This window comes from Lacticaseibacillus camelliae DSM 22697 = JCM 13995, from assembly GCF_001311195.1.
Classification (GTDB): domain Bacteria; phylum Bacillota; class Bacilli; order Lactobacillales; family Lactobacillaceae; genus Lacticaseibacillus; species Lacticaseibacillus camelliae.
Genome location: NZ_BBAJ01000044.1, coordinates 1 through 19,327, shown reverse-complemented (window position 1 = coordinate 19,327; position 19,327 = coordinate 1). Strand labels below are relative to the sequence as shown.

Annotated in this window: 13 protein-coding genes and 4 pseudogenes; 15 read left to right on the top strand and 2 right to left on the bottom strand. The window is 54.8% G+C overall.

What is annotated here, in order from left to right; translation table 11 throughout:
- Positions 1 to 72: 72 nt before the first annotated feature.
- The 8 genes and pseudogenes from JCM13995_RS08820 (at position 73) to ftsY (ending at position 13,881) form a co-directional block, all read left to right on the top strand.
- Positions 73 to 2,469, top strand: a complete 2,397-nt coding sequence (locus JCM13995_RS08820; RefSeq protein ID WP_054664750.1) for a S8 family serine peptidase — start codon at positions 73 to 75, stop codon at positions 2,467 to 2,469.
- Positions 2,382 to 4,739, top strand: a complete 2,358-nt coding sequence (locus JCM13995_RS08815; RefSeq protein ID WP_156314400.1) for a hypothetical protein — start codon at positions 2,382 to 2,384, stop codon at positions 4,737 to 4,739. Before JCM13995_RS08820 ends, JCM13995_RS08815 begins: the two co-directional genes overlap by 88 nt.
- Positions 4,736 to 4,879 carry an LPXTG cell wall anchor domain-containing protein gene (locus tag JCM13995_RS17755; RefSeq protein ID WP_082397790.1) on the top strand — a complete coding sequence of 48 codons (144 nt, stop codon included), beginning with the start codon at positions 4,736 to 4,738 and terminating at the stop codon, positions 4,877 to 4,879. Before JCM13995_RS08815 ends, JCM13995_RS17755 begins: the two co-directional genes overlap by 4 nt.
- A 447-nt stretch (positions 4,880 to 5,326) precedes the next feature.
- A pseudogene (gene metE / locus JCM13995_RS08810) lies at positions 5,327 to 7,614 on the top strand (5-methyltetrahydropteroyltriglutamate--homocysteine S-methyltransferase).
- Positions 7,592 to 8,464 (top strand): methylenetetrahydrofolate reductase [NAD(P)H], encoded by an 873-nt coding sequence (gene metF, locus JCM13995_RS08805; RefSeq protein ID WP_054664748.1) that lies wholly within the window; start codon positions 7,592 to 7,594, stop codon positions 8,462 to 8,464. The pseudogene metE and the gene metF overlap by 23 nt, the downstream one beginning before the upstream one ends.
- Before the next feature lie 133 nt (positions 8,465 to 8,597).
- Entirely contained in the window at positions 8,598 to 9,296 is a 699-nt protein-coding gene (gene rnc / locus JCM13995_RS08800; RefSeq protein WP_054664744.1) for a ribonuclease III, read from the top strand.
- A 10-nt stretch (positions 9,297 to 9,306) separates the two neighbouring features.
- Positions 9,307 to 12,875, top strand: a pseudogene (gene smc, locus JCM13995_RS17750) (chromosome segregation protein SMC).
- A gap of 9 nt (positions 12,876 to 12,884) precedes the next feature.
- Positions 12,885 to 13,881: pseudogene (gene ftsY, locus JCM13995_RS08790) on the top strand (signal recognition particle-docking protein FtsY).
- A gap of 27 nt (positions 13,882 to 13,908) precedes the next feature.
- Here the strand turns inward: ftsY and JCM13995_RS08785 are convergent.
- On the bottom strand, positions 13,909 to 14,253 hold the full coding sequence (locus JCM13995_RS08785; protein ID WP_054664742.1) for a hypothetical protein: 345 nt from the start codon (positions 14,251 to 14,253) through the stop codon (positions 13,909 to 13,911).
- Positions 14,254 to 14,407: 154 nt separating this feature from the next.
- Between JCM13995_RS08785 and JCM13995_RS08780 the strand changes: the two genes are divergently transcribed.
- Both JCM13995_RS08780 and ffh read left to right on the top strand, forming a co-directional pair.
- Complete coding sequence (locus JCM13995_RS08780) at positions 14,408 to 14,749, top strand: putative DNA-binding protein (protein ID WP_054664740.1); 342 nt, start codon at positions 14,408 to 14,410, stop codon at positions 14,747 to 14,749.
- Between the two features lie 11 nt (positions 14,750 to 14,760).
- Positions 14,761 to 16,193 (top strand): annotated as a pseudogene (gene ffh / locus JCM13995_RS08775) (signal recognition particle protein).
- A 35-nt stretch (positions 16,194 to 16,228) separates the two neighbouring features.
- Here ffh and JCM13995_RS18100 read toward each other — a convergent pair.
- Positions 16,229 to 16,453 (bottom strand): hypothetical protein, encoded by a 225-nt coding sequence (locus tag JCM13995_RS18100; RefSeq protein WP_420843314.1) that lies wholly within the window; start codon positions 16,451 to 16,453, stop codon positions 16,229 to 16,231.
- Positions 16,454 to 16,792: 339 nt separating this feature from the next.
- On the opposite strand from JCM13995_RS18100, the gene rpsP reads away from it, so the two are divergent.
- The 5 genes from rpsP (at position 16,793) to JCM13995_RS08745 (ending at position 19,254) form a co-directional block, all read left to right on the top strand.
- Positions 16,793 to 17,068 carry a 30S ribosomal protein S16 gene (gene rpsP, locus JCM13995_RS08765; RefSeq protein ID WP_054664737.1) on the top strand — a complete coding sequence of 92 codons (276 nt, stop codon included), beginning with the start codon at positions 16,793 to 16,795 and terminating at the stop codon, positions 17,066 to 17,068.
- A 10-nt stretch (positions 17,069 to 17,078) separates the two neighbouring features.
- A complete protein-coding gene (locus JCM13995_RS08760) occupies positions 17,079 to 17,333 on the top strand; it encodes a KH domain-containing protein (protein WP_054664735.1) in 255 nt (84 codons plus the stop codon).
- A gap of 42 nt (positions 17,334 to 17,375) precedes the next feature.
- Positions 17,376 to 17,894 (top strand): ribosome maturation factor RimM, encoded by a 519-nt coding sequence (gene rimM, locus JCM13995_RS08755; protein WP_054664732.1) that lies wholly within the window; start codon positions 17,376 to 17,378, stop codon positions 17,892 to 17,894.
- Complete coding sequence (gene trmD, locus JCM13995_RS08750) at positions 17,884 to 18,648, top strand: tRNA (guanosine(37)-N1)-methyltransferase TrmD (RefSeq protein WP_054664729.1); 765 nt, start codon at positions 17,884 to 17,886, stop codon at positions 18,646 to 18,648. Before rimM ends, trmD begins: the two co-directional genes overlap by 11 nt.
- Before the next feature lie 78 nt (positions 18,649 to 18,726).
- A complete protein-coding gene (locus JCM13995_RS08745) occupies positions 18,727 to 19,254 on the top strand; it encodes a sigma-70 family RNA polymerase sigma factor (RefSeq protein ID WP_054664726.1) in 528 nt (175 codons plus the stop codon).
- Positions 19,255 to 19,327 lie beyond the last annotated feature (73 nt).

Genomic DNA, 19,327 nt, shown 5'->3' with positions numbered 1-19,327 from the left:
CAGTTATTATAAGGCGCATTTGGAGGAGCTGGGGCACCCCAAGGAGAGCCACTTATTTCCTTCATCTACAGCATGGCTGATATCATGGCGACGATGAAGAATGCTAGTGATCAGGAGATTACTGAGTATTTTGGCAATGGTCAGTTGCCTTACACCATTAATTTCCTCAACGGAATCGATGCATTTAAGGCCTGGGAGAACGGCTATGACGGTACCGGGATGGTCGTGGCTGTCATAGATAACGGCCTTGAACCAGTTACTGATATGCGTTTGGATGATGATAGCACAGCGGCAATCAGTCAAGCTGACGCTCAGAAATTCATTGACCAGAAGGGTTACGGCACATACATTAACGACAAGATTCCATTTGCCTATAATTATGTCGACAATGACTCCGACAGCACAAGCACGTACGAAGTTGATCATGGGATGCATGTGTCAGGAATCATTGCGGCTGACGGTCAACAGCCTGCGGCTAGTGGCGAGCAGCAAGCAATCCAAGCCCTGACAACCGCCGATGGTAGTGGTGCACTGACGACAGAGTTCACGAGTATTTTTATGAAGCTCATCACTACTGGCAAGTTGGATAAGGATGCGCTGGATAAGTTGACGGCTGATCTAAAAGACAAGTTGACTGACCCTACGCAGGCCCAAAGTTTGACCAGCCTGATTTTAGGTTTGTTAACAAAGAAGAATGATTCAGACTCGTCCACTGCGACCACAACCGATGATACTTCGAGTAATGATGCATCGACTGATGATGGAAAGTACGCGGTTGGGATTGCGCCTCAAGCACAGATTCTTGATTTGCGGGTAATTTCCAATTCGAGTGCGAGTGAAGCCCAGGAACTTTACAAGGCTATTCATGATGCTGTCGATCTTGGTGCTGATGTCATCAATATGTCATTGGGCAGCACATACATGAACGAGGACGAGGAGAATCTCGAAGAGCAGGCAGTCGAGTACGCCTTTGAACATGGTGTCGTTGTTAACGTCTCTGCCTCAAACTCTGGTACGCGGGCTAACACCTCAACCGGTGGTGGTCAGGATTATAAGCCTGAGAATTACTCTCAGCTGTCGAACCCAGCAACGTCACCATATTCGATTGCCGTTGCGGCTTCTGGTGACTTATCCATTGAGAACCAGATGAGTTCAATGATGGGACTAGACTCTGGCGTTGGTATGGTCGCCCAGTTTAGTTCTTGGGGTCCAAATTCCGACTTCACGTTGAAGCCGGATGTCACCGGTCCTGGGGTCAACCTCGACTCGCTTGAATATGAGGATCAAGATCAGCAGATGTCCGGTACTTCTATGTCCGCACCGACCTCTTCAGGGATCACCGCCCTGATTGAGCAGCGGTTGAAGAAGTTAGGCTTTACTGGCGCGAAACTTGCGCTTTACACCAAGTTGGCCGAGATGAACAGCGCGATTATGATTGCGGATGAAAACACTGGGAATGCCTTTTCGCCGCGGCAGCAAGGTGCTGGCTTGGCTGATGCTGGTTTGGCAACGGAGACCACGGTTGCTGTAGAGGGCGATGCCAATACAGGTTCAGTTTCCCTTAAAAATATTGGCAAGACGACCGATATCACGCTCCACTTTACGAACTACGGTGATCATGACGTTACTTATACCTTCAAGCCAGATCAATACACGGTGCTGAAGAACGTCTGGGATACTGATGCGAATGGCAAACTGCTTGGCAATGGTGTTTCGCATGATGAGACGCTTGCTGACGCTAACGTCTCCATGGTAAATGACACCTTCACGATCAAGGCTGGTCAGACACAGGATATTACGTTGACGCTGAACATTGGCGATTCAGTTACTAAAGATCAGATTGTCGAAGGATTCCTGCGTTTTGCAAGCAGTGAAACCGACGGCAGTAACGATGTCACCGTTCCGTATCTGGCCTTCTATGGCGATTTGACTGATGAGAACGTCTTTGATCTGTCCGGTGCAGGGTACACCAGTTACCTGGCTGATGGTGCTTCACAACTGCCACTGGGTATTGGTAGCAGTAACGAAGCGGTGAAAGTGTTTGTTGATCAGGCAGCAAGCAACTTTGCTAATGGTTACTCTGACAAAGGCGATGATGACGAGAATGTTAAAGGGGTTGTCGCGGCCGCCGATGGGTTTAAGGCCTCTATTTCCCCTAACGCGGATGGGGACGATGATACGGTAACGCCAGTCGTCTACGTCACACAAAACCTGAAATCAATCACCGCAGAGATCTTGGATGCCAATGGCAACGTGGTTCGGATCCTTGATCAAGAAAACAACCTAGATGCCAGTGGGGTCAATGCGACTGCAAGTGGTCTTGGCTACACGACTTTGGCGCAGTCATACACGATGGCCTATGACCGGCCAGAGGCGCTGACTTGGACGGTACTGTCTATGACCAGGCAACCGGCAAAATGGTTGCCGCTTCCGATGGCAAGTACACCTACCGGATCATCGGAACGATGAATTATGAAGGAGCACACAAGACTCAGACGAAAGACTTTGGGTTGACTATCGATACTCAGGCACCAACGTTTGAGCCACAGTTTGATGCTGCCAACAACACGATTGCGTTCAATTATGCTGATAAGGGAATTGGGTTTACCAATGATTCACTGTTGATTTATACAATCGCCGGGAAAGACCATGAAATCAGTCTGGGCAACGATGGGACCAGTAACGAAGGCCAGTTCAGTTACAAACTGACCGATGATGAAGTGGCTGCGTTAAAGGCGAGTGATGGCAGTTTGAAGTTGACCATTCATGATGCTGCTGGCAACGCTGCAACTGCCACGTTGGCGACAGGAATTGGCAGTGGAGTCACTAAGGCTAACACTGATGAAACTGAAGCAGCGCCGCTGTTCCAATTCTATCTTGCTAAAGCGCAAACTCTTGATTCAACGTCAGACAAAACAGATAACGGTGATCTTTCGGGTATCACAGGGGTCAACTTGTCTGAGTTCGGATTTGCGGTTGACTCTGTTTCTACACCCTTGTACCAAGGTACGACGGATGACGCGATTCTTAAGGCAAAGGTCAGTGGCCCCGCAGGAACACAGTACTTTGTTAAAAACGAAATCACCGGTCAGGTATACACACCGTATGACAAGGACGCAGATGGCAATCTGTTGTTTAAGGTTGATGGCATTCAGCACGCCGAAGATCTGATGATCAACCTTGGTGCTGCCCTGTACACTGGCTACGCGATTGCTCCGACGGATCAGGCTGGCGTTTATAAGGAATCATTGATCGACAGTATCCTGCTAAGTACGACCAGCATGAGTCAACAATCTTCGAGCTCTGAAGACTTTGAGACAACATTCGTTGATTCTAACGATGTTTCTCCGTTCACGGATACCAAGTACTTGAGCGATTTGATCCACAAGTACGATCAACCGGATGGTACGAATAACTACGATGGGACTGGTTGGGATCCGACAGCCACTGAGGTTGGTTATCAGGATTCTCACGAGGACAACTTCCTGCTTCCAGAGTTGGACTACCGGACGAACAACAATTGGCGTGAAAAGGGTCACATCATCGATACGAATCACACCACCATTGATAACGGCACCAACAAAGGCGCTGACAGCGACCTTAAGATGCCTGATCAAGATGTCCTGACTCTGGATACCCCAATTGAGACTACACTTAATACGACCACGACCGATAAGAACTTTGATCCTGCTACTGGTGAATACACCATCACAGGTAAGCTCAAGACCGCTGGGCACTCTGAAGTAGAAGAAGCTGATTATAAGCACGCAGCCCTTTACATTCTTGGTAATTCTTCTTATGAAGATGATCCAGCTAATAAGGTGACCATTAATGCTGATGGGACGTTCTCGTACAAGGTCAAGATTCCTAATGATTCGGATCGAGCAGTTGGATATATCCTGATTTACCAGCTGACTAACCCAGATGGGACAGAAGGCGAGCTCCGGATTTATCGGAATGACCTGATCTTCTATCGGGATGAAGACGATCCAAGTCTTGCCGTTGACATCGCTGGTCTTGATACCGGTGCACCGACTGAGGATGGCACGTACAAGACTCAGACGTCAGCTGACAAATTTGATTTGTCGGCAATTGTCAACGATAACGCTGACGATTACACACTGACTGTTAATGGCAACCAGGTCTTCCGCCAGAAGAATCAGGGCGAGCCTGAAAACGAGACAACGACCAACGTCTTTGGGCCGTACACATACAAGGGCGCCATTCCTCTTCAGAAAGGTGAGAATGTGATTACCTTGCAGGCAACCGACCAACTTGGTAACACGGTCACCAAGACAATCGAAGTGACACGCGTTGACGCAACCTCGACAACGGGCACCGATGAGGGCGGCACTTCGACAGGTACTGACAACGGCGGGCCGACCACAGCCACAATGTCTGATAAAGACGCCGGCTACAAGGAAGGCTACCGTGAAGGTTCAACCGGCGCACAGCTGAAGGATCTCTCTGGCAAGAGTGCTGACTATCTTCAGGCTTCACCGAAGGCTACAATGCTGGTGCGGCTGATCGCAACGCAAAACTTGCGGCTCAGCTTGCGGCAGCTCAAGCTAAGGGTACTTCGACGTCTGAAGCAACTTCTCAAGGATCCTCTGAGGAGACTTCTGAAGCAACACCAAAGGACGATCAACAACCGGCCGCAGGTGCAGCAACAGATCAGAGTGCTTCCAAGTCTGGCAGTTCAGCTTTACCTGACGATTCGGCTGCGAAAGCCGCTCTGAGTCCGAAAGAACAAGCAGCAACTGGCAACCTGCCAAAGACTGGTGACAACCAGTCCAGCAGTCTGGCACTGCTTGGTGCGGCGATTATCTCTGGTCTTTCCATGGCCTTTGGTTTTGGCGACCGGCGTAAGCGCAACTAGTCTTAGGTAACTAGTTCTATGACCAGTTTCTATCCATTGGGTAGGGGCTGGTTTTTTTGAATCCAGTCACCCCAGCTTGCTAATCAAGACTTAATTTGATTTCCGGTTTGTGGTTGACAAGCTGCTGCATCAAGGGTTAGAATTTTCACAACATTAAAACGCGATTAAAAGATGAGTAACCGACTAGTCTGGAACAGAAAGCCGCAGGGGATGAGAAGCGGTGCAGCCAACTCGGTGAAGATGGTCTTTGCTGCCGCGGCCGGCTGAGCGCAAGTTAAGTCGGTCTGGGTGCGCCCATTACAGCGCCGAGTCTCGCCGTAAGGCCGGACTGATCGAGGCGGCTGGCGTGAGTCAGTCGTGTACACAAGGTGGTAACGCAGCCAAGCTGCCCTTGCACTCTCTAGGGAGTGTAGGGCGGCTTTTTTTATCGCAAAAAGGAGCAATATCATGACAACAACAATTATTGGCTATCCGCGTATCGGGGCGCACCGCGAGCTTAAGTTCGCGACGCAGCATTATTTCAAGCAGCGCATTTCTGCGCAGGAGTTGCAGGACACGGCCAAAAAGCTGCGCCAGGCAAACTGGCACACGATTAAGCAGGCGGGGATCGATCAAATCCCAACTGGCGATTTTTCGTTCTTTGACACTACTCTGGACACAGCATTTCTGCTGAACATTGTGCCGAAGCGTTACCAGGACCTCAAGCTGGCGCCGCTGGACGAGTACTTTGCCCTGGCGCGCGGCTACCAAGGCGAGGCCGGCGACGTGAAGGCCCTGTCGATGAAGAAATGGTTCAACACAAACTACCATTATCTGGTGCCGGAATTTGACCAGGATACGCAAATCAAGGTCCGCGACTGGCAGCTATTCGCCCAGTTCAAGGAAGCCAAGGCGGCTGGTATCAATGCACGGCCCACGCTGGTCGGTCCGTACACGCTCCTGCACTTGAGCCGTTTCTTAGATGGTAAGCAACCGGCGGACTTCGTGGCTGCGCTGGTTGACGCTTACGCTGAGATCATTGGTCGGCTGGTTGACGAAGGGGCAGAGTGGATTCAGCTGGACGAGCCGGCTTTGGTCTTCGATCAGACTGACGCCGACCGCGCGCTGTTCAAGCAGCTTTACACCGCCATTTTGAGCAAAAAAAGGCGCTGCCAAGATCCTACTTCAAACCTACTTTGGCGATGTCACGGATTCGTACCAGAACCTGACGAGCTGGCCTTTGATGGCTTGGGTCTGGACTTTATCGAAGGCAAGGTCAATCTGGATCTGCTGACGGCTCAGGGCTTCCCGAAGGACAAGGTGCTGTTTGCCGGTGTGATCAATGGCAAGAACATCTGGCGGACCAATTACGACAAGACCCTGGCGTTGCTGGGTCAGCTGGACGACGTGGCTGACAAGATCGTGCTGTCGACGTCGACGTCGCTCCTGCACGTGCCTTACACCACCAAGAACGAAACCAAAATTGATCCGGCCGAGCTCCGCTACCTCGCGTTTGCCGAGGAAAAACTGACCGAGCTGCGTGAACTGGATGAGGCGCGCCACGCCAAGCGGGAGACCCCGGCAGTGCTGGCCAACCGGCACCTGTTCGCAACGCCACGCTACGAAGAGGACCCGGCCATCAATGCTAAAATCGCTGCGCTGAAACCAGAGGACTACAAGCGGCTGCCAGCACGCAAGGAGCGTCTGGCCATTCAGGCCAAGGAGTTCAACCTGCCGATTTTGCCGACAACCACGATTGGGTCGTTTCCGCAGACGGCGGCTGTGCGCAAGAATCGCGCCGAGTTCCGCAAGGGTAACATCACGGAGGAAGAGTACACGGCGTTCAACCACAAAGAGGAACGGCGCTGGCTGAAAATCCAAGAGGAGCTGGGGCTGGACGTCCTGGTTCACGGCGAGTTTGAGCGCAACGACATGGTCGAGTACTTTGGCGATAACCTGAAAGGCTTCCGCTTTACCGAAAATGGCTGGGTCCAGTCATACGGCACCCGCGGCGTCAAGCACCGATCATCTGGGGCGACGTGGTCCGCACCCACCCGATCACCGTGGCGGAGTCCGTTTACGCGCAGAGCCAGACGGATAAGCCGGTGAAGGGAATGCTGACTGGCCCGGTCACGATTCTCAACTGGTCATTCCCGCGTGAGGATGTCTCGCCAAAAGTGTCCACTGAGCAGATTGCCCTGGCACTGCAAGGTGAAGTGCTGGATTTGGAAAAGCACGGCATCAAGATCATCCAAATCGATGAGCCGGCTTTGCGGGAGAACCTGCCCCTGCGCAAAAAGGACTGGAACAGCAAGTACCTGGATTGGGCCGTACCGGCATTCCGGCTGGTGGGGGCCAAGGTCCAGCCGACCACGCAGATTCACACGCACATGTGCTACTCGGAGTTCGGGGATATCATCGAAGCCATTGACGCACTTGATTCCGATGTCATCAGCTTTGAGGCGGCGCGGGCCGACATGACCTTGCTCGATGTCCTGCACGATGTCCATTTTGAAACGCACGTGGGCCCTGGCGTTTATGACATCCACTCACCACGGGTGCCGTCCAAGGACGAAATCGTCAAGATCATTCACGAGATCCTGCGCCGTATTCCCAAGGAGAACGTGTGGATCAATCCGGACTGTGGCCTGAAGACGCGCGAGGAGCCTGAAACAGTTGCGAGCCTGCGCAACATGGTCGACGCGACGAAGCAGGTACGAGAGGAGCTCGCCCATGAAAGTCAACCGACTGTTTAAGGACCATCAAGTTCTGTCGTTTGAACTGTTTCCGCCGCGTCGACGCAGTCCGGAAGAGGATTATCGCCGCATCGATGACACCATCAGTGCGGTGTCCGAGCTGAACCCGGATTTCGTGTCGGTTACGCTTCACACCGGGAAAAAGGATCAGCGCCATGTGACGCTGGACCTTGCCGACCGCATTCAGAAAAAGTATGGCCTGCCGGCAGTTGCGCACCTGCCGGCGGTGCAACTCACGACGGCTGAGGTTGACAGCCTGCTGGAAGATTTTAAAGCAGCCGGGATCGAGAATATTCTAGCCCTGCGCGGCGACATCCCGAATGGCGGCCGGGTCGCTAACGACTTTCCGCACGCCAGCGACTTGATTACACACATCCATGAGTACGGGGACTTTAACGTGGTCGCGGCGTGCTACCCTGAAACCCATCCCGAGGCCACCAGTCCCGAGGCGGATCTGCAGCACTTGAAGGAAAAAGTCGACGCTGGCGCCTCTCAGCTGATTTCTCAGTTATTTTTCGACAATCACGTCTTTTATGATTTTGTCGACCGGGCCCGGGCAGCGGGCATCACGGTGCCGATTGAGGCAGGGATCATGCCGGTCCTCAGCCAGCACCAAATCGACACGATGGCCTTGACCTGCGGCGTGAGTCTGCCGGAGAAGTTTCTCAGCATGATGAAGCACTACGAGGGCCGGCCGGACGCGCTGCGCGATGCCGGCATTGCCTACGCCATTGACCAAATCGTTGATTTGATGGTGCACGGGGTGGACGGCATCCATCTTTACACGATGGACAACCCCACGGTCGCCAAGCGGATTGTCGAAGCGACGCGGTCACTGGTGCGCCAGTAATCTTACAGGTGAGACACGCTTGCTGCTGGCAGGCGTGTCTTTTGCTTTAGGTCCGTAAGGGCGGCTGGTGTTAGCGGCAGTCGTTCTGTATAATGGATTAGAGTATGTTTAGCCAAATCACAGGAGGTCAATAATGGTCGCATCTGAGTTCGTCAGTGAGTTACGCCAGCGGTACGGGATCGAGTTTAAAGACTTGAGCCTGCTTGACGAAGCGTTCACGCATTCGTCATACGTCAACGAGCATAAGGAACTGGGCCTAAAAGATAACGAACGGCTCGAATTTCTGGGGGATGCTGTGCTGGAGCTCACCGTTTCGGATTACCTTTACCGGAAGTTCCCTGACCGGCCGGAAGGTGACCTGACACGGATGCGTTCGGCTGCGGTTCGCACGCGGGCCTTCTCGGGTTTTTCCAAGGAGGCGCACTTCGACCGTTATATCAAGCTGGGCAAAGGTGAGGAGCGGGCCGGTGCCCGCACGCGGCTGACTTTGCTGGAGGACTTGTTCGAAGCCTTTAATGGCGCCTTGTACTTGGACCAGGGCCGCGAAGCCAATATTAAATTTGCCAAGCAAATCATTTTTCCGAAAATCGATGCGGGTGAGTTTTCGGCCGATATGGACCACAAGACCGCGCTTCAGGAGTACGTCCAGCAAGATGGCGAAGTCGATATCGAGTATCACCTGCTGGCGGAAACCGGCCCGGCGCACGCACGTCAGTTTCAAGTTGACGTTGCCGTCGATGGCACTGTGCTGGGTTCCGGGATCGGTAAGAATAAAAAAGCGGCGGAGCAGGCCGCGGCCGACGATGCGTTGACCAAGCTTCGCGCAAAGTGAGTGAATTTGCATGCAGTTAAGACATCTGACAATCAACGGCTTCAAATCGTTCGCGGATAAAACCGAGATCGATTTTGTGTCCGGTTTGACCGGTATTGTCGGCCCCAATGGCTCCGGCAAAAGTAACATCACCGAGGCGATTCGCTGGGCGCTTGGCGAGCAAAGCGCGAAGTCCTTGCGCGGCGAGAAAATGGGCGACGTGATTTTTGCCGGCACTGCCACCCGGCCGCCGCTCAACCGCGCCGAAGTGACGATGACGTTCGACAATTCAGACGGCTATTTACCCAAGCAGCCAGCCGCGGTCACCGTGACGCGGCGGCTTTTTCGTGATGGCGAATCGGATTTTCTGATCAACAACCAAAACGTTCGGCTCAAGGACATCGTTGATCTGTTCATGGACTCAGGCCTGGGCAAGGAAAGCTTTTCCTTCATTTCCCAGGGCCGGGTCGAGGCCATTTTCAACTCGAAACCCGAAGACCGCCGCGGTATTCTTGAGGAAGCGGCCGGCGTTTTGAAGTACAAGCAGCAGAAAACCAAGGCGCAGTCCGAGCTCAAGGAAACCCAGGACAACCTGGACCGGATCAACGACATTGTGTCTGAGCTCCATAAGCAGGTGACCCCACTGGCCGAGCAGGCTCCCTGGCCCGTGACTATGAGCGCCAGACCAAGGACTACCAGCGTATCCACAAAAGCATTCTGGCGCTTGAGATTGAGCAGTTGGCTGATAAGCAGACCAAGACGCAAGGCGAGGCCAAAGTCACCAAGGAGACGGTCACAGCTCTGACGGCCAAGGCGAAGCACCTGGAAGGCCAGTCGGAAACGTTGACGGCGACGGATCAGGAGCTGGATGCCAAGCTGACCAAGCTCAACGACTCGCTGCTGTCGCAATCGATGAAGTTGGAAAGCCTGACTGGCGAAGTCAATGTGTCCTCAGAGCGCGCCAATAACGCGCAGGAGACGCTGAAGGACCTGGTGGGACAGTTGACGCAGGCCAAGGCTGACTTGGCCGACGCCAAAAAGCGCGTGACGACGCTGACAAGCACGCAAAAAGACCAAGCGTCGCAGCGCGCGCAGTTGGCAGACAAACTGGCCACTGCCCAGGCCGGCGCGCAAACGCCGGAAGCCCTCGCCAAACAGTTGGATAGCGCCCAGGCTGAGTACATTGACCTGCTGCGGCAGCAGGCGGAGACCGGCAACGCCCTGGCTGCAGCCAAGAAGGATCAGCAGGTGGCCCAAAACCAAAGCGCTGCGGATCGGGCCCGTCTTTCGGAATTGAGCAGCCGCCAGCAGGCTCAGCAGGAGACGGTCGATCAGCTGATCGGTCAGGTCGCCAAGCTGACGGCGGCAGTTGAAGGGGCCCGCAATAAAGCAGCGGCGGCTCACGAAAAGGCCGAAGCAGTGCAGCGCGACTTTGCGGATGCGCAGGACCGGCTGAATCAGGCATCCACTTTGTATCAACGCGCCAATTCCCGCTACGAAACCCTGCAGGAGCTGAAAGACGATTACGCAGGCTTTTATTCCGGCGTGCGGGCCGTGCTGAAGAACAAGCAGCAACTGGCCGGTGTCATCGGGGCCGTGGCCGAGCTGATGGCTGTGCCTAGTCAATACCAGCAGGCGTTTGATGTGGCGTTGGGCGGCAACCTCCAGGCGGTTGTCACGACCTCTGAGCAGGCCGCCAAGCAGGCGATCACCTACCTGAAGCAAACCCGCGCAGGCGCGCGACCTTTTTGCCGACCTCGGTGATCCGGCCGCGTATTTTGCCTGGCAATGTGAAAACCGAGTTGGCCGAACAGCCCGGCTTCATCGGCATTGGCGTCGACCTGGTGCGGTTTCGCCAAGAAGTCGCCCCGGTCATGGAAAATTTGCTGGGCAGCCTGATTGTTGCCGAAACGCTGGATGCCGGGATCAAACTGGCGAACTTAACGCATCACCGCTATCGCATTGTCACACTCGATGGCGATATTTTGACGCCTGGCGGGGCCTTGACCGGCGGGCAGACCCGCAAGCAGGGCGTGTCCCCTTTGGCCCGGACTCAGGAAGTGACCCAACTGCACGCGCAGCTGCGGCAGATGAAGGGCGCCTTGGCCAAGCAGGCCGACCTGGTGAATGACTTGCAGACGCAACTGACTGCGACTCAAGCTGCGGCGACTGATGCCGACCGTGCTGTTAACCAGGCGCAGGCTGACTTAGCCGCACAAAAGGCGCAACTGGATGCGCAGCAAACCAGCCTGACTCAGCTTGACCGCCAGCGCCAGGCCGCAAAGCTGGCGACCGGTGCCGCGGGCGACTATGATCAAAAAAATCGATACGCTGGCACAGCAGGCGGCCGCCATTGCCCAGTCCTTGCAAGACACGCAGGCGCAAATTGACCGCACAAAGGCTGAGCAAAGCCGGGCCGAGGCCAGTGCGGCCGAGGTCCAGAGCAGGGTCAACGACCTGCAAACGCAGCTCGCCGTGCTTAAAAGCAAGGCTGCGACCACCAAGACGCAACTGGCTCAGTGGCAGGATCAGGTGCAAAGCAGCACGCAGGCAGTGGCTCAGCTGCAGACTCGGATCGCGAAGATTCAAAAGGCGGCCGAAGAAAGCGCGATGGATAAACAGACGCGCACGCAGACCATTGCCCAACTGAAAGCCAGCACCACGGCCTTGCGCGCGGAGCAAGATCACCTGACCAAGGAAAAAGCCGCCAACCGCGGTAAGCTCAGTGGCGTTTCTGCAGAAATTACCACCACCTACACGCAGCAGCACACGGCCATGGCCCAAGCGGAACAGCAAAGCGCTTCGCTGTCCCGCATTAAGGTCAACTTGGACAACCGCCTGAGCACCTTGGCAGAAACCTATCAGCTCACTTACGAGGCGGCGCTGAAAGCCACTGACAGTAAGCCGGCCGAACTCCCACAGTTGAAGTCCCAGCTCAAGCTCTTGAAGCGCGGGCTGGACGAGCTGGGACCGGTCAATCCCAACGCCATCACCGAGTACGAAAACGTCAAGGACCGCTTCGACTTCCTGACCAAGCAGCAAGACGATCTGATCTCGGCGAAAACCCAGCTGGAGGCCACCATGGGTGAGCTGGACGAGGAAGTCAAAACGCGCTTCAAGGACATGTACGACGCGACCAATGCCGCGTTTGAAACCATTTTTCCGCAGATGTTCGGCGGCGGCGAGGCACATCTGACCCTGACTGATCCCGACGACTTGCTGAACACCGGCATTGAGATCTCGGCCCAGCCGCCGGGCAAGAAGCTGACGCGGCTGTCCCTGCTTTCTGGCGGGGAGCGGGCGCTGACGGCAATTGTGCTGTTGTTTGCTATTCTGAAGGTGCGGCCGGTGCCATTTTCCATTCTGGATGAAGTCGAGGCCAGTCTGGATGACGTGAACGTCGACCGGTTTGGCCGGTTCCTCCGGGATTACAGCTCGGACACGCAGTTCATCGTGATCACGCACCGGCGCGGCACGATGCTTGCGGCCAACATGCTTTACGGTGTGACCATGCAGGAGTCCGGGGTGTCGAAGATGGTCGCCGTGTCATTGGATCAAGTGCAAGACGACGAGACGAAAGCAAAAGAAACGACGAAATAGGAGGCAGCCATGGGATTATTCGATTCGCTGAAGAAAGCATTCGGCGGCGGCAAGGAAGAAACTGTCGAGGAGCAGAAATACGACACAGGATTGGAAAAAAAGCCGCAGTACGTTTGGCGACAAGCTGAATGCGCTGTTTGCCAATTTTCGCTCGGTCGACGAAGACTTCTTTGACGACCTCGAGGAGATGCTGATCGGTGCCGATGTCGGTTTTGAAACTGCCGAAAAACTGACCGATGAACTGCGCGATGAGGTCAAGCTCAAGAACGCCAAGAACAAAGACGAGGTCTCTCAAGTCATCGTGCAAAAACTGGTCGACATATACGGTGAGGCGGGCGAAGGCGAGGATAACACGCTGCACTACGCCGAATCCGGGCCGACCGTCTTCCTGTTTGTTGGCGTCAACGGCGCCGGTAAGACCACGACCATCGGCAAGCTGGCCCATCAGCTGCAGCAAGGCGGCAAGAAGGTTCTGCTGGCAGCCGGTGACACGTTCCGGGCCGGTGCCATCCAGCAGCTCCAGGAGTGGGGCAAGCGCGATGAGGTGCCTGTTGTTGCGACGGAGGCCGGCGGCGATCCCGCCGCGGTCGTGTTCGATGCCGTGAAGCGCGCCAAGGACGAAAACTTCGACGTGCTGCTGGTCGACACGGCCGGGCGGCTGCAGAATAAGGTCAACCTGATGAAGGAGCTCGACAAGATCAAGCGGGTCATCGTGCGCGAGCTGCCTGACGCGCCGCAGGAAGTCCTGCTGGTGCTGGATGCCACGACGGGCCAAAACGCGCTGAGTCAGGCCAAGGAGTTCAACCAGACCACCAAAATCTCCGGCATCGTTTTGACCAAGCTCGACGGTTCCGGCAAGGGGGGTATCGTGCTGGCGATTCGCAATTCGTTGCACGTGCCGGTCAAGCTGGTCGGGCTGGGTGAAAAAGTGGATGACCTGCAGACGTTTGATCCGAATAAATTTGTCTACGGGCTGTTCAAGGGCCTGATCAAGGAAGAAAATTAGGCAAAAAAAACCGCTGTGAAAATTATTTCACAGCGGTTTTGCGTGCCACAGGCTTAAGCGGCAGCCGAAACTTTTTTTCTCGCGGCCCAAGATGAGCTGCAGGACAATCAGGACCACATAGGCGATCAGGATGTACCCAAGCCACGGCCCAATCTTCACGGAACTGTCGAACCAGTACTTCTGCCAGGCGGTGTTGCTCATCACCCAGAGGAAGATGGCCCCAAGCAGGGCCCCAATCGCATTCAAAATGGCGAAGAACCAAAGATTGCCATTTTCATGGTTGTGCAGATAAATGCCGGAAAAGACGATGTTCCAAAGGCCCCAGCCGCAGAATGCGAGAACGATGCCCCAGTATAGAATAGTTGCAACCATAATTATTCCCTCCAATTCATTACTAGTCTAGTTTACCACGATGTAAGCGGAATTTTTGACCTTTTGTCCTGGGCCGGTCATCCGCTGCTCCTTGCATTGACGCGGCCGCGACTGACCGGTATTCTGTTATAAGGAAGAAAAGGCGGGACAATTAATGGAAATTGAGAAGAATAACCGCATGAATTCACTGTTTGAATTCTATGGGGCGCTGTTGACTGACAAGCAGCACTCGTACCTAGAACTGTACTACGGCGACGACTACTCGCTGGGCGAGATCGCCACCGAGTTCGATGTGTCGCGCCAGGCAGTGTACGACAACATTCGGCGCACCGAGGCGAGCCTGGAGGAATACGAAAGCAAGCTGCACCTGCTGGCGAATTTTCAGGCGCAGAATGAGGCGGTCGACAATCTGGTGCGATACGTTCGCATCAAGTATCCCGACGACCCAAAATTAAGTGACTTATTGACCCGTGTTGCCGATCAGGCAGCGCGGTAGGAGGCAAACTTATGGCATTTGAAGGATTATCAGAGCGCTTGCAAAAGGCCCTTTCCGGACTGCGGCGCAAGGGTAAGGTTTCGGAACAAGACGTCCGCGACACCATGCGCGAGATTCGCCTGGCGCTGCTTGAGGCCGACGTTAACTTTGGCGTCGTTAAGGACTTCGTCAAGAATGTTCGCGAAAAGGCCCTAGGTGCTGAGGTGCTGGACAGCCTGACCCCGGCTCAGCAGATCATCAAGATCGTCAACGACGAGCTGACTAAGACCATGGGTGAGGCGGCCGTGCCGCTGAACAAGTCCGCGCACATTCCCACCGTGATCATGATGGTCGGGCTGCAAGGGGCCGGGAAAACCACGACCGTCGGCAAGCTGTCCAAGTACCTGATGGATAACGAAAAGGCGCGCCCGCTTTTGATTGCCGCCGATGTCTACCGGCCGGCCGCCATCGACCAGTTGAAGGTGATCGGTGATCAACTCAACGTGCCGGTGTTCGACATGGGGACCGATACGGACCCGGTCGAAATCGTGCGCCAGGGGTTGGCCCAGGCCGCGCTGCAAAAGAACGATTACGTGCTGATCGATACCGCCGGCCGCCTGCAGATCGACGAGCAGCTGATGACTGAGCTGGCAAACATCAAGGACCTGGCGCACCCGGATGAGATCCTGCTGGTTGTCGATTCCATGACCGGGCAGGCCGCAACTGATGTGGCGAAGGGCTTTAATGAGCGCCTGGACATCACCGGGGTTGTGCTGACCAAACTGGATGGTGACACCCGTGGTGGGGCGGCGCTGTCGATTCGCGCAGTTACCGGCAAGCCAATCAAGTTCGTCGGTCAAGGCGAAAAGATGGACGCCTTGGATGTCTTCTATCCGGACCGCATGGCCAACCGTATCTTGGGCATGGGCGATATGATGACCTTGATCGACAAGGCCCAGAAGAACTACGACGAAAAGCAGGCCCAGGAAGTCGCCGACAAGATCAAGGAAAACACCTTCGACTTCAACGACTTCATCGACCAAATGGACCAGGTTTCCAACATGGGTTCCATGGATGAGATCATGAAAATGATCCCGGGGTTCGCCAATAACCCGGCCATGAAGAATTTCCACGTCGATCCCAAGGACATTGCCCACCAAAAGGCGATTGTCTACTCCATGACCCCGCAGGAGCGTGAAAATCCGGATCTGCTCAACCGTCGCGGCGCCGGCGGATTTCTGCCGGCTCCGGGGTGCCAATCGTTAAAGTCAACCAGATGATCAAGCAGTTCAACCAGGCCAAGAAGATGATGAACCAGATGTACAAAGGCAACTTCTCCGGCATGGAAGGCATGATGGGCAACGGGATTCAGGGCCGGCTCGGCAAGATGGCCATGAACAAGATGGTGCGCAAGCAAAAGAAGAACAAAAAAAAGCGCCTGAAGACCAAGCACTTCCACTCTTAACTTATTGATCCAAAAACCGCGCCATGACGACAAGGTCATGGCGCGGTTGGCGTTACTGCATGAGGTAAAGGGCGAGGACTATGGCGTTCACCAACCCGGTGGCAAGCGGCCCATAGGTTTTGAACTTGCTGACCCGTCGCCCAATCGCGCTGTCGAACAGCTGCACGAAGGTCATGACGATGGCGAGCGCCGCGAGATACTCGGGACTGTGAAAGAGCAGCAAGCCTAAGGCACCAATGGCCAAAGCCCCGCTGCGAGATAGTGCGTAGCGGGCGTTGATGCCGCTCGTGTCATCGCTGGCCCTGCTTTGCCAGTAGGCCGCCAAGGCGAAGCCTAGGCTGACTGCAGCACTGATGGCGGTGATGATCGCACATAGGTTATACAACATGTCAAAACTCCAATCTGTTGGGCTTTTCTAATGAGTTTAACATAGCCGCCATGCACGTGACAGCAGTTCACGGTTGGTTGCGATGACGCGAATTGTGACATTGAGCCCTTTTCTCAAGGCTATTTTAAGGATGTAAAGAAAAAAACTCTTTACACGTCAAGTATTCTTTGCTATGATTTTGAAGTTGAGAAATTTACAGGAGGTGTACTTAATGGCAGTAAAAATTCGTTTAAAGCGGATGGGTTCCAAGCGTAAGCCGTTCTACCGTGTTGTCGTTGCGGACTCTCGGTCCCCTCGCGACGGTCGGTTTATCGAATCCGTTGGCTACTACAACCCACTCTCAGACCCAGTTGATCTGAAGCTGGACGACGACGAGATCTTGGCATGGTTGCAGAAGGGCGCTCAGCCTTCCGACACAGTGCGCACCTTGCTCACTAGTCACGGCATCATGCAGAAGTATCACGAAGCACGTTTCACTAAGAAGTAGGCGTTAATCAGTGGACATCACAGCGCTGATCAAAGCAATCGTGACGCCATTAGTCACACATCCAGACGCCATCGAGATCACGCGGCACGAAACTGCCGAGTACATGGCGTTCGACTTGAGCGTGGATCCGGAGGATGTTGGCCGGGTCATCGGCAAAGGTGGTCGGGTCGCCCAGGCGATCCGGACTATTGTCTACGCGGTCAAGTCCCCGTACGACAAGCGCGTGCGGCTGAATATTTTGGATGCCTCGCATTCAGAAGCGTAAAAAGATCGGCGGATGCCGGTCTTTTTTTGATAAGGAGGAAATATGGCAGAGCTATACACGGTCGGTAAGATCGTTAACACGCACGGCATCAAGGGTGAGCTCAAGATCATGCCAGTGACGGATTTTCCGGAGCAACGGTTTGCGCCTGGAAGCCAGCTGGTGATCGAAGGCAAAACGCCTCTGACCGTCACGGTGGCGGGCGCGCGTAAGCAGAAGCACATGTATCTGCTGAAGCTTGAGGGGTTTGACGATATCAACGACGTGGAACGCTTTAAGGGCCTTGAGTTGGGCGTGGCAGACGCGGATGCCGATAACCTGCAGGAAGGCGAGTACTACTACCACGATATCATTGGCTTGAATGTGGTCGATCAGCAAGGTGAAACCATTGGCCAAGTCAGCGAGATCCTCAGCCCCGGCGCCAACGACGTCTGGGTCATTCCGCGGCCGGGCAAGCCTGACGTGCTGCTGCCGTTTCTAAAGAGCGTGGTGCTGAGTATCGACCTTGATGCCAAAATTGCCCACGTGGACGTGCCAGAGGGGTTGATCGACGATGCGGATTGATGTGCTGAGTATTTTCCCCGACATGTTTGCGCCGCTGACGCAAAGCATGATCGGCAAGGCGTTGGAAAAGGATTTGCTGCAGTTTCAGGTGACCGATTTTCGCCAGTATTCCCATGACAAGCATCACCATGTTGACGACACCCCGTATGGTGGTGGGGCAGGGATGCTACTGAAGCCGGAGCCGATTTTTGAGGCGATGGATGCCATCAACGCCACGCATCCCGGCGACAAGCGCGTGATTTTGCTCGATCCGGCAGGCAAAACCTTTAACCAGGGTGAGGCCAAGAAGCTGGCCAAGGAAGATCATTTGGTTTTCATCTGCGGCCACTACGAAGGCTATGACGAACGCATCCGCAGTCTTGTGACCGATGAGTACAGCCTGGGTGATTTCGTGCTGACCGGCGGCGAATTGCCGGCAATGGTGATGATCGATGCGATCGCGCGCCTGCTGCCAGGGGTGCTCGGTAACGCTGAAAGCGCGCCGACGGATAGCTTTGAGAACAACCTGCTGGAGTACCCGGAGTACACTCGGCCGGCCAGTTACCGCGGCATGGACGTCCCATTCGTGCTGCAAAACGGCGATCACCAGAAAATTGCCGACTGGCGCCTGAAGGAGGCGCTGCGGCGGACACTGCTGCGCCGGCCCGATTTGCTCGAACATGTTGAACTGGATACAACAGGCAAACGCCTGCTGCGCGAAGTGCGCGGCGAAGAGGCCGGTCGTGCTTTAGATGATAAACTAAGCGATGAGTGACGCACTCGTCGCTTTTTTTGCGCGCGTGAAACTTTATTCTCTTGGTGGCCTACTAATGAGCGGAAAGGGGGAGTCGGGATGGCATTAACGCAAGCAGAGCTGGATTTGGTGGCCCAAGCAGTGGCTGGTGACCGGCAAGCGCTGACTCAGCTTATCCAGAACCGCGGCGATTACTTCTATCGCACTGCATACTTGTATGTAGGCACACAGGCGGACGCGTTGGACGTGATTCAAGAAGCGACGACGCAGGCCGTCAAAGCCGTGCGCAAATTGCGCGAACCGCCTTACTTCTATACCTGGTTTACCCGCATCCTGATCCGGCAGGCGCAGGCAATTTACCAGGGGCGCAAGCGTGAAATGACCGTGGCTCAAGTGCCGGACCGCGCGGCGCCGGTGCACGACCCGATAGTCGCAATCGATTTGTTGCAGGCGCTGAGTAAGCTTGGCGCTGACTACCGGCAAGTCCTCCACCTTTATTATTATCAAGACCTTTCAATCGCGGATATCAGCGCCGTTTTGAACATTCCGGAACCGACCGTGAAGACTCGGCTGCGGCGCGGGAGAATCGCACTTAAAAACGTGCTAGGAGGAGATTACGATGGATGAGCGGAAGACGCGCGCGCAGATGCACGCGGCAATCGATGAAATTCCAGTGCCAACTGCGGCGGTGAACGCGGCG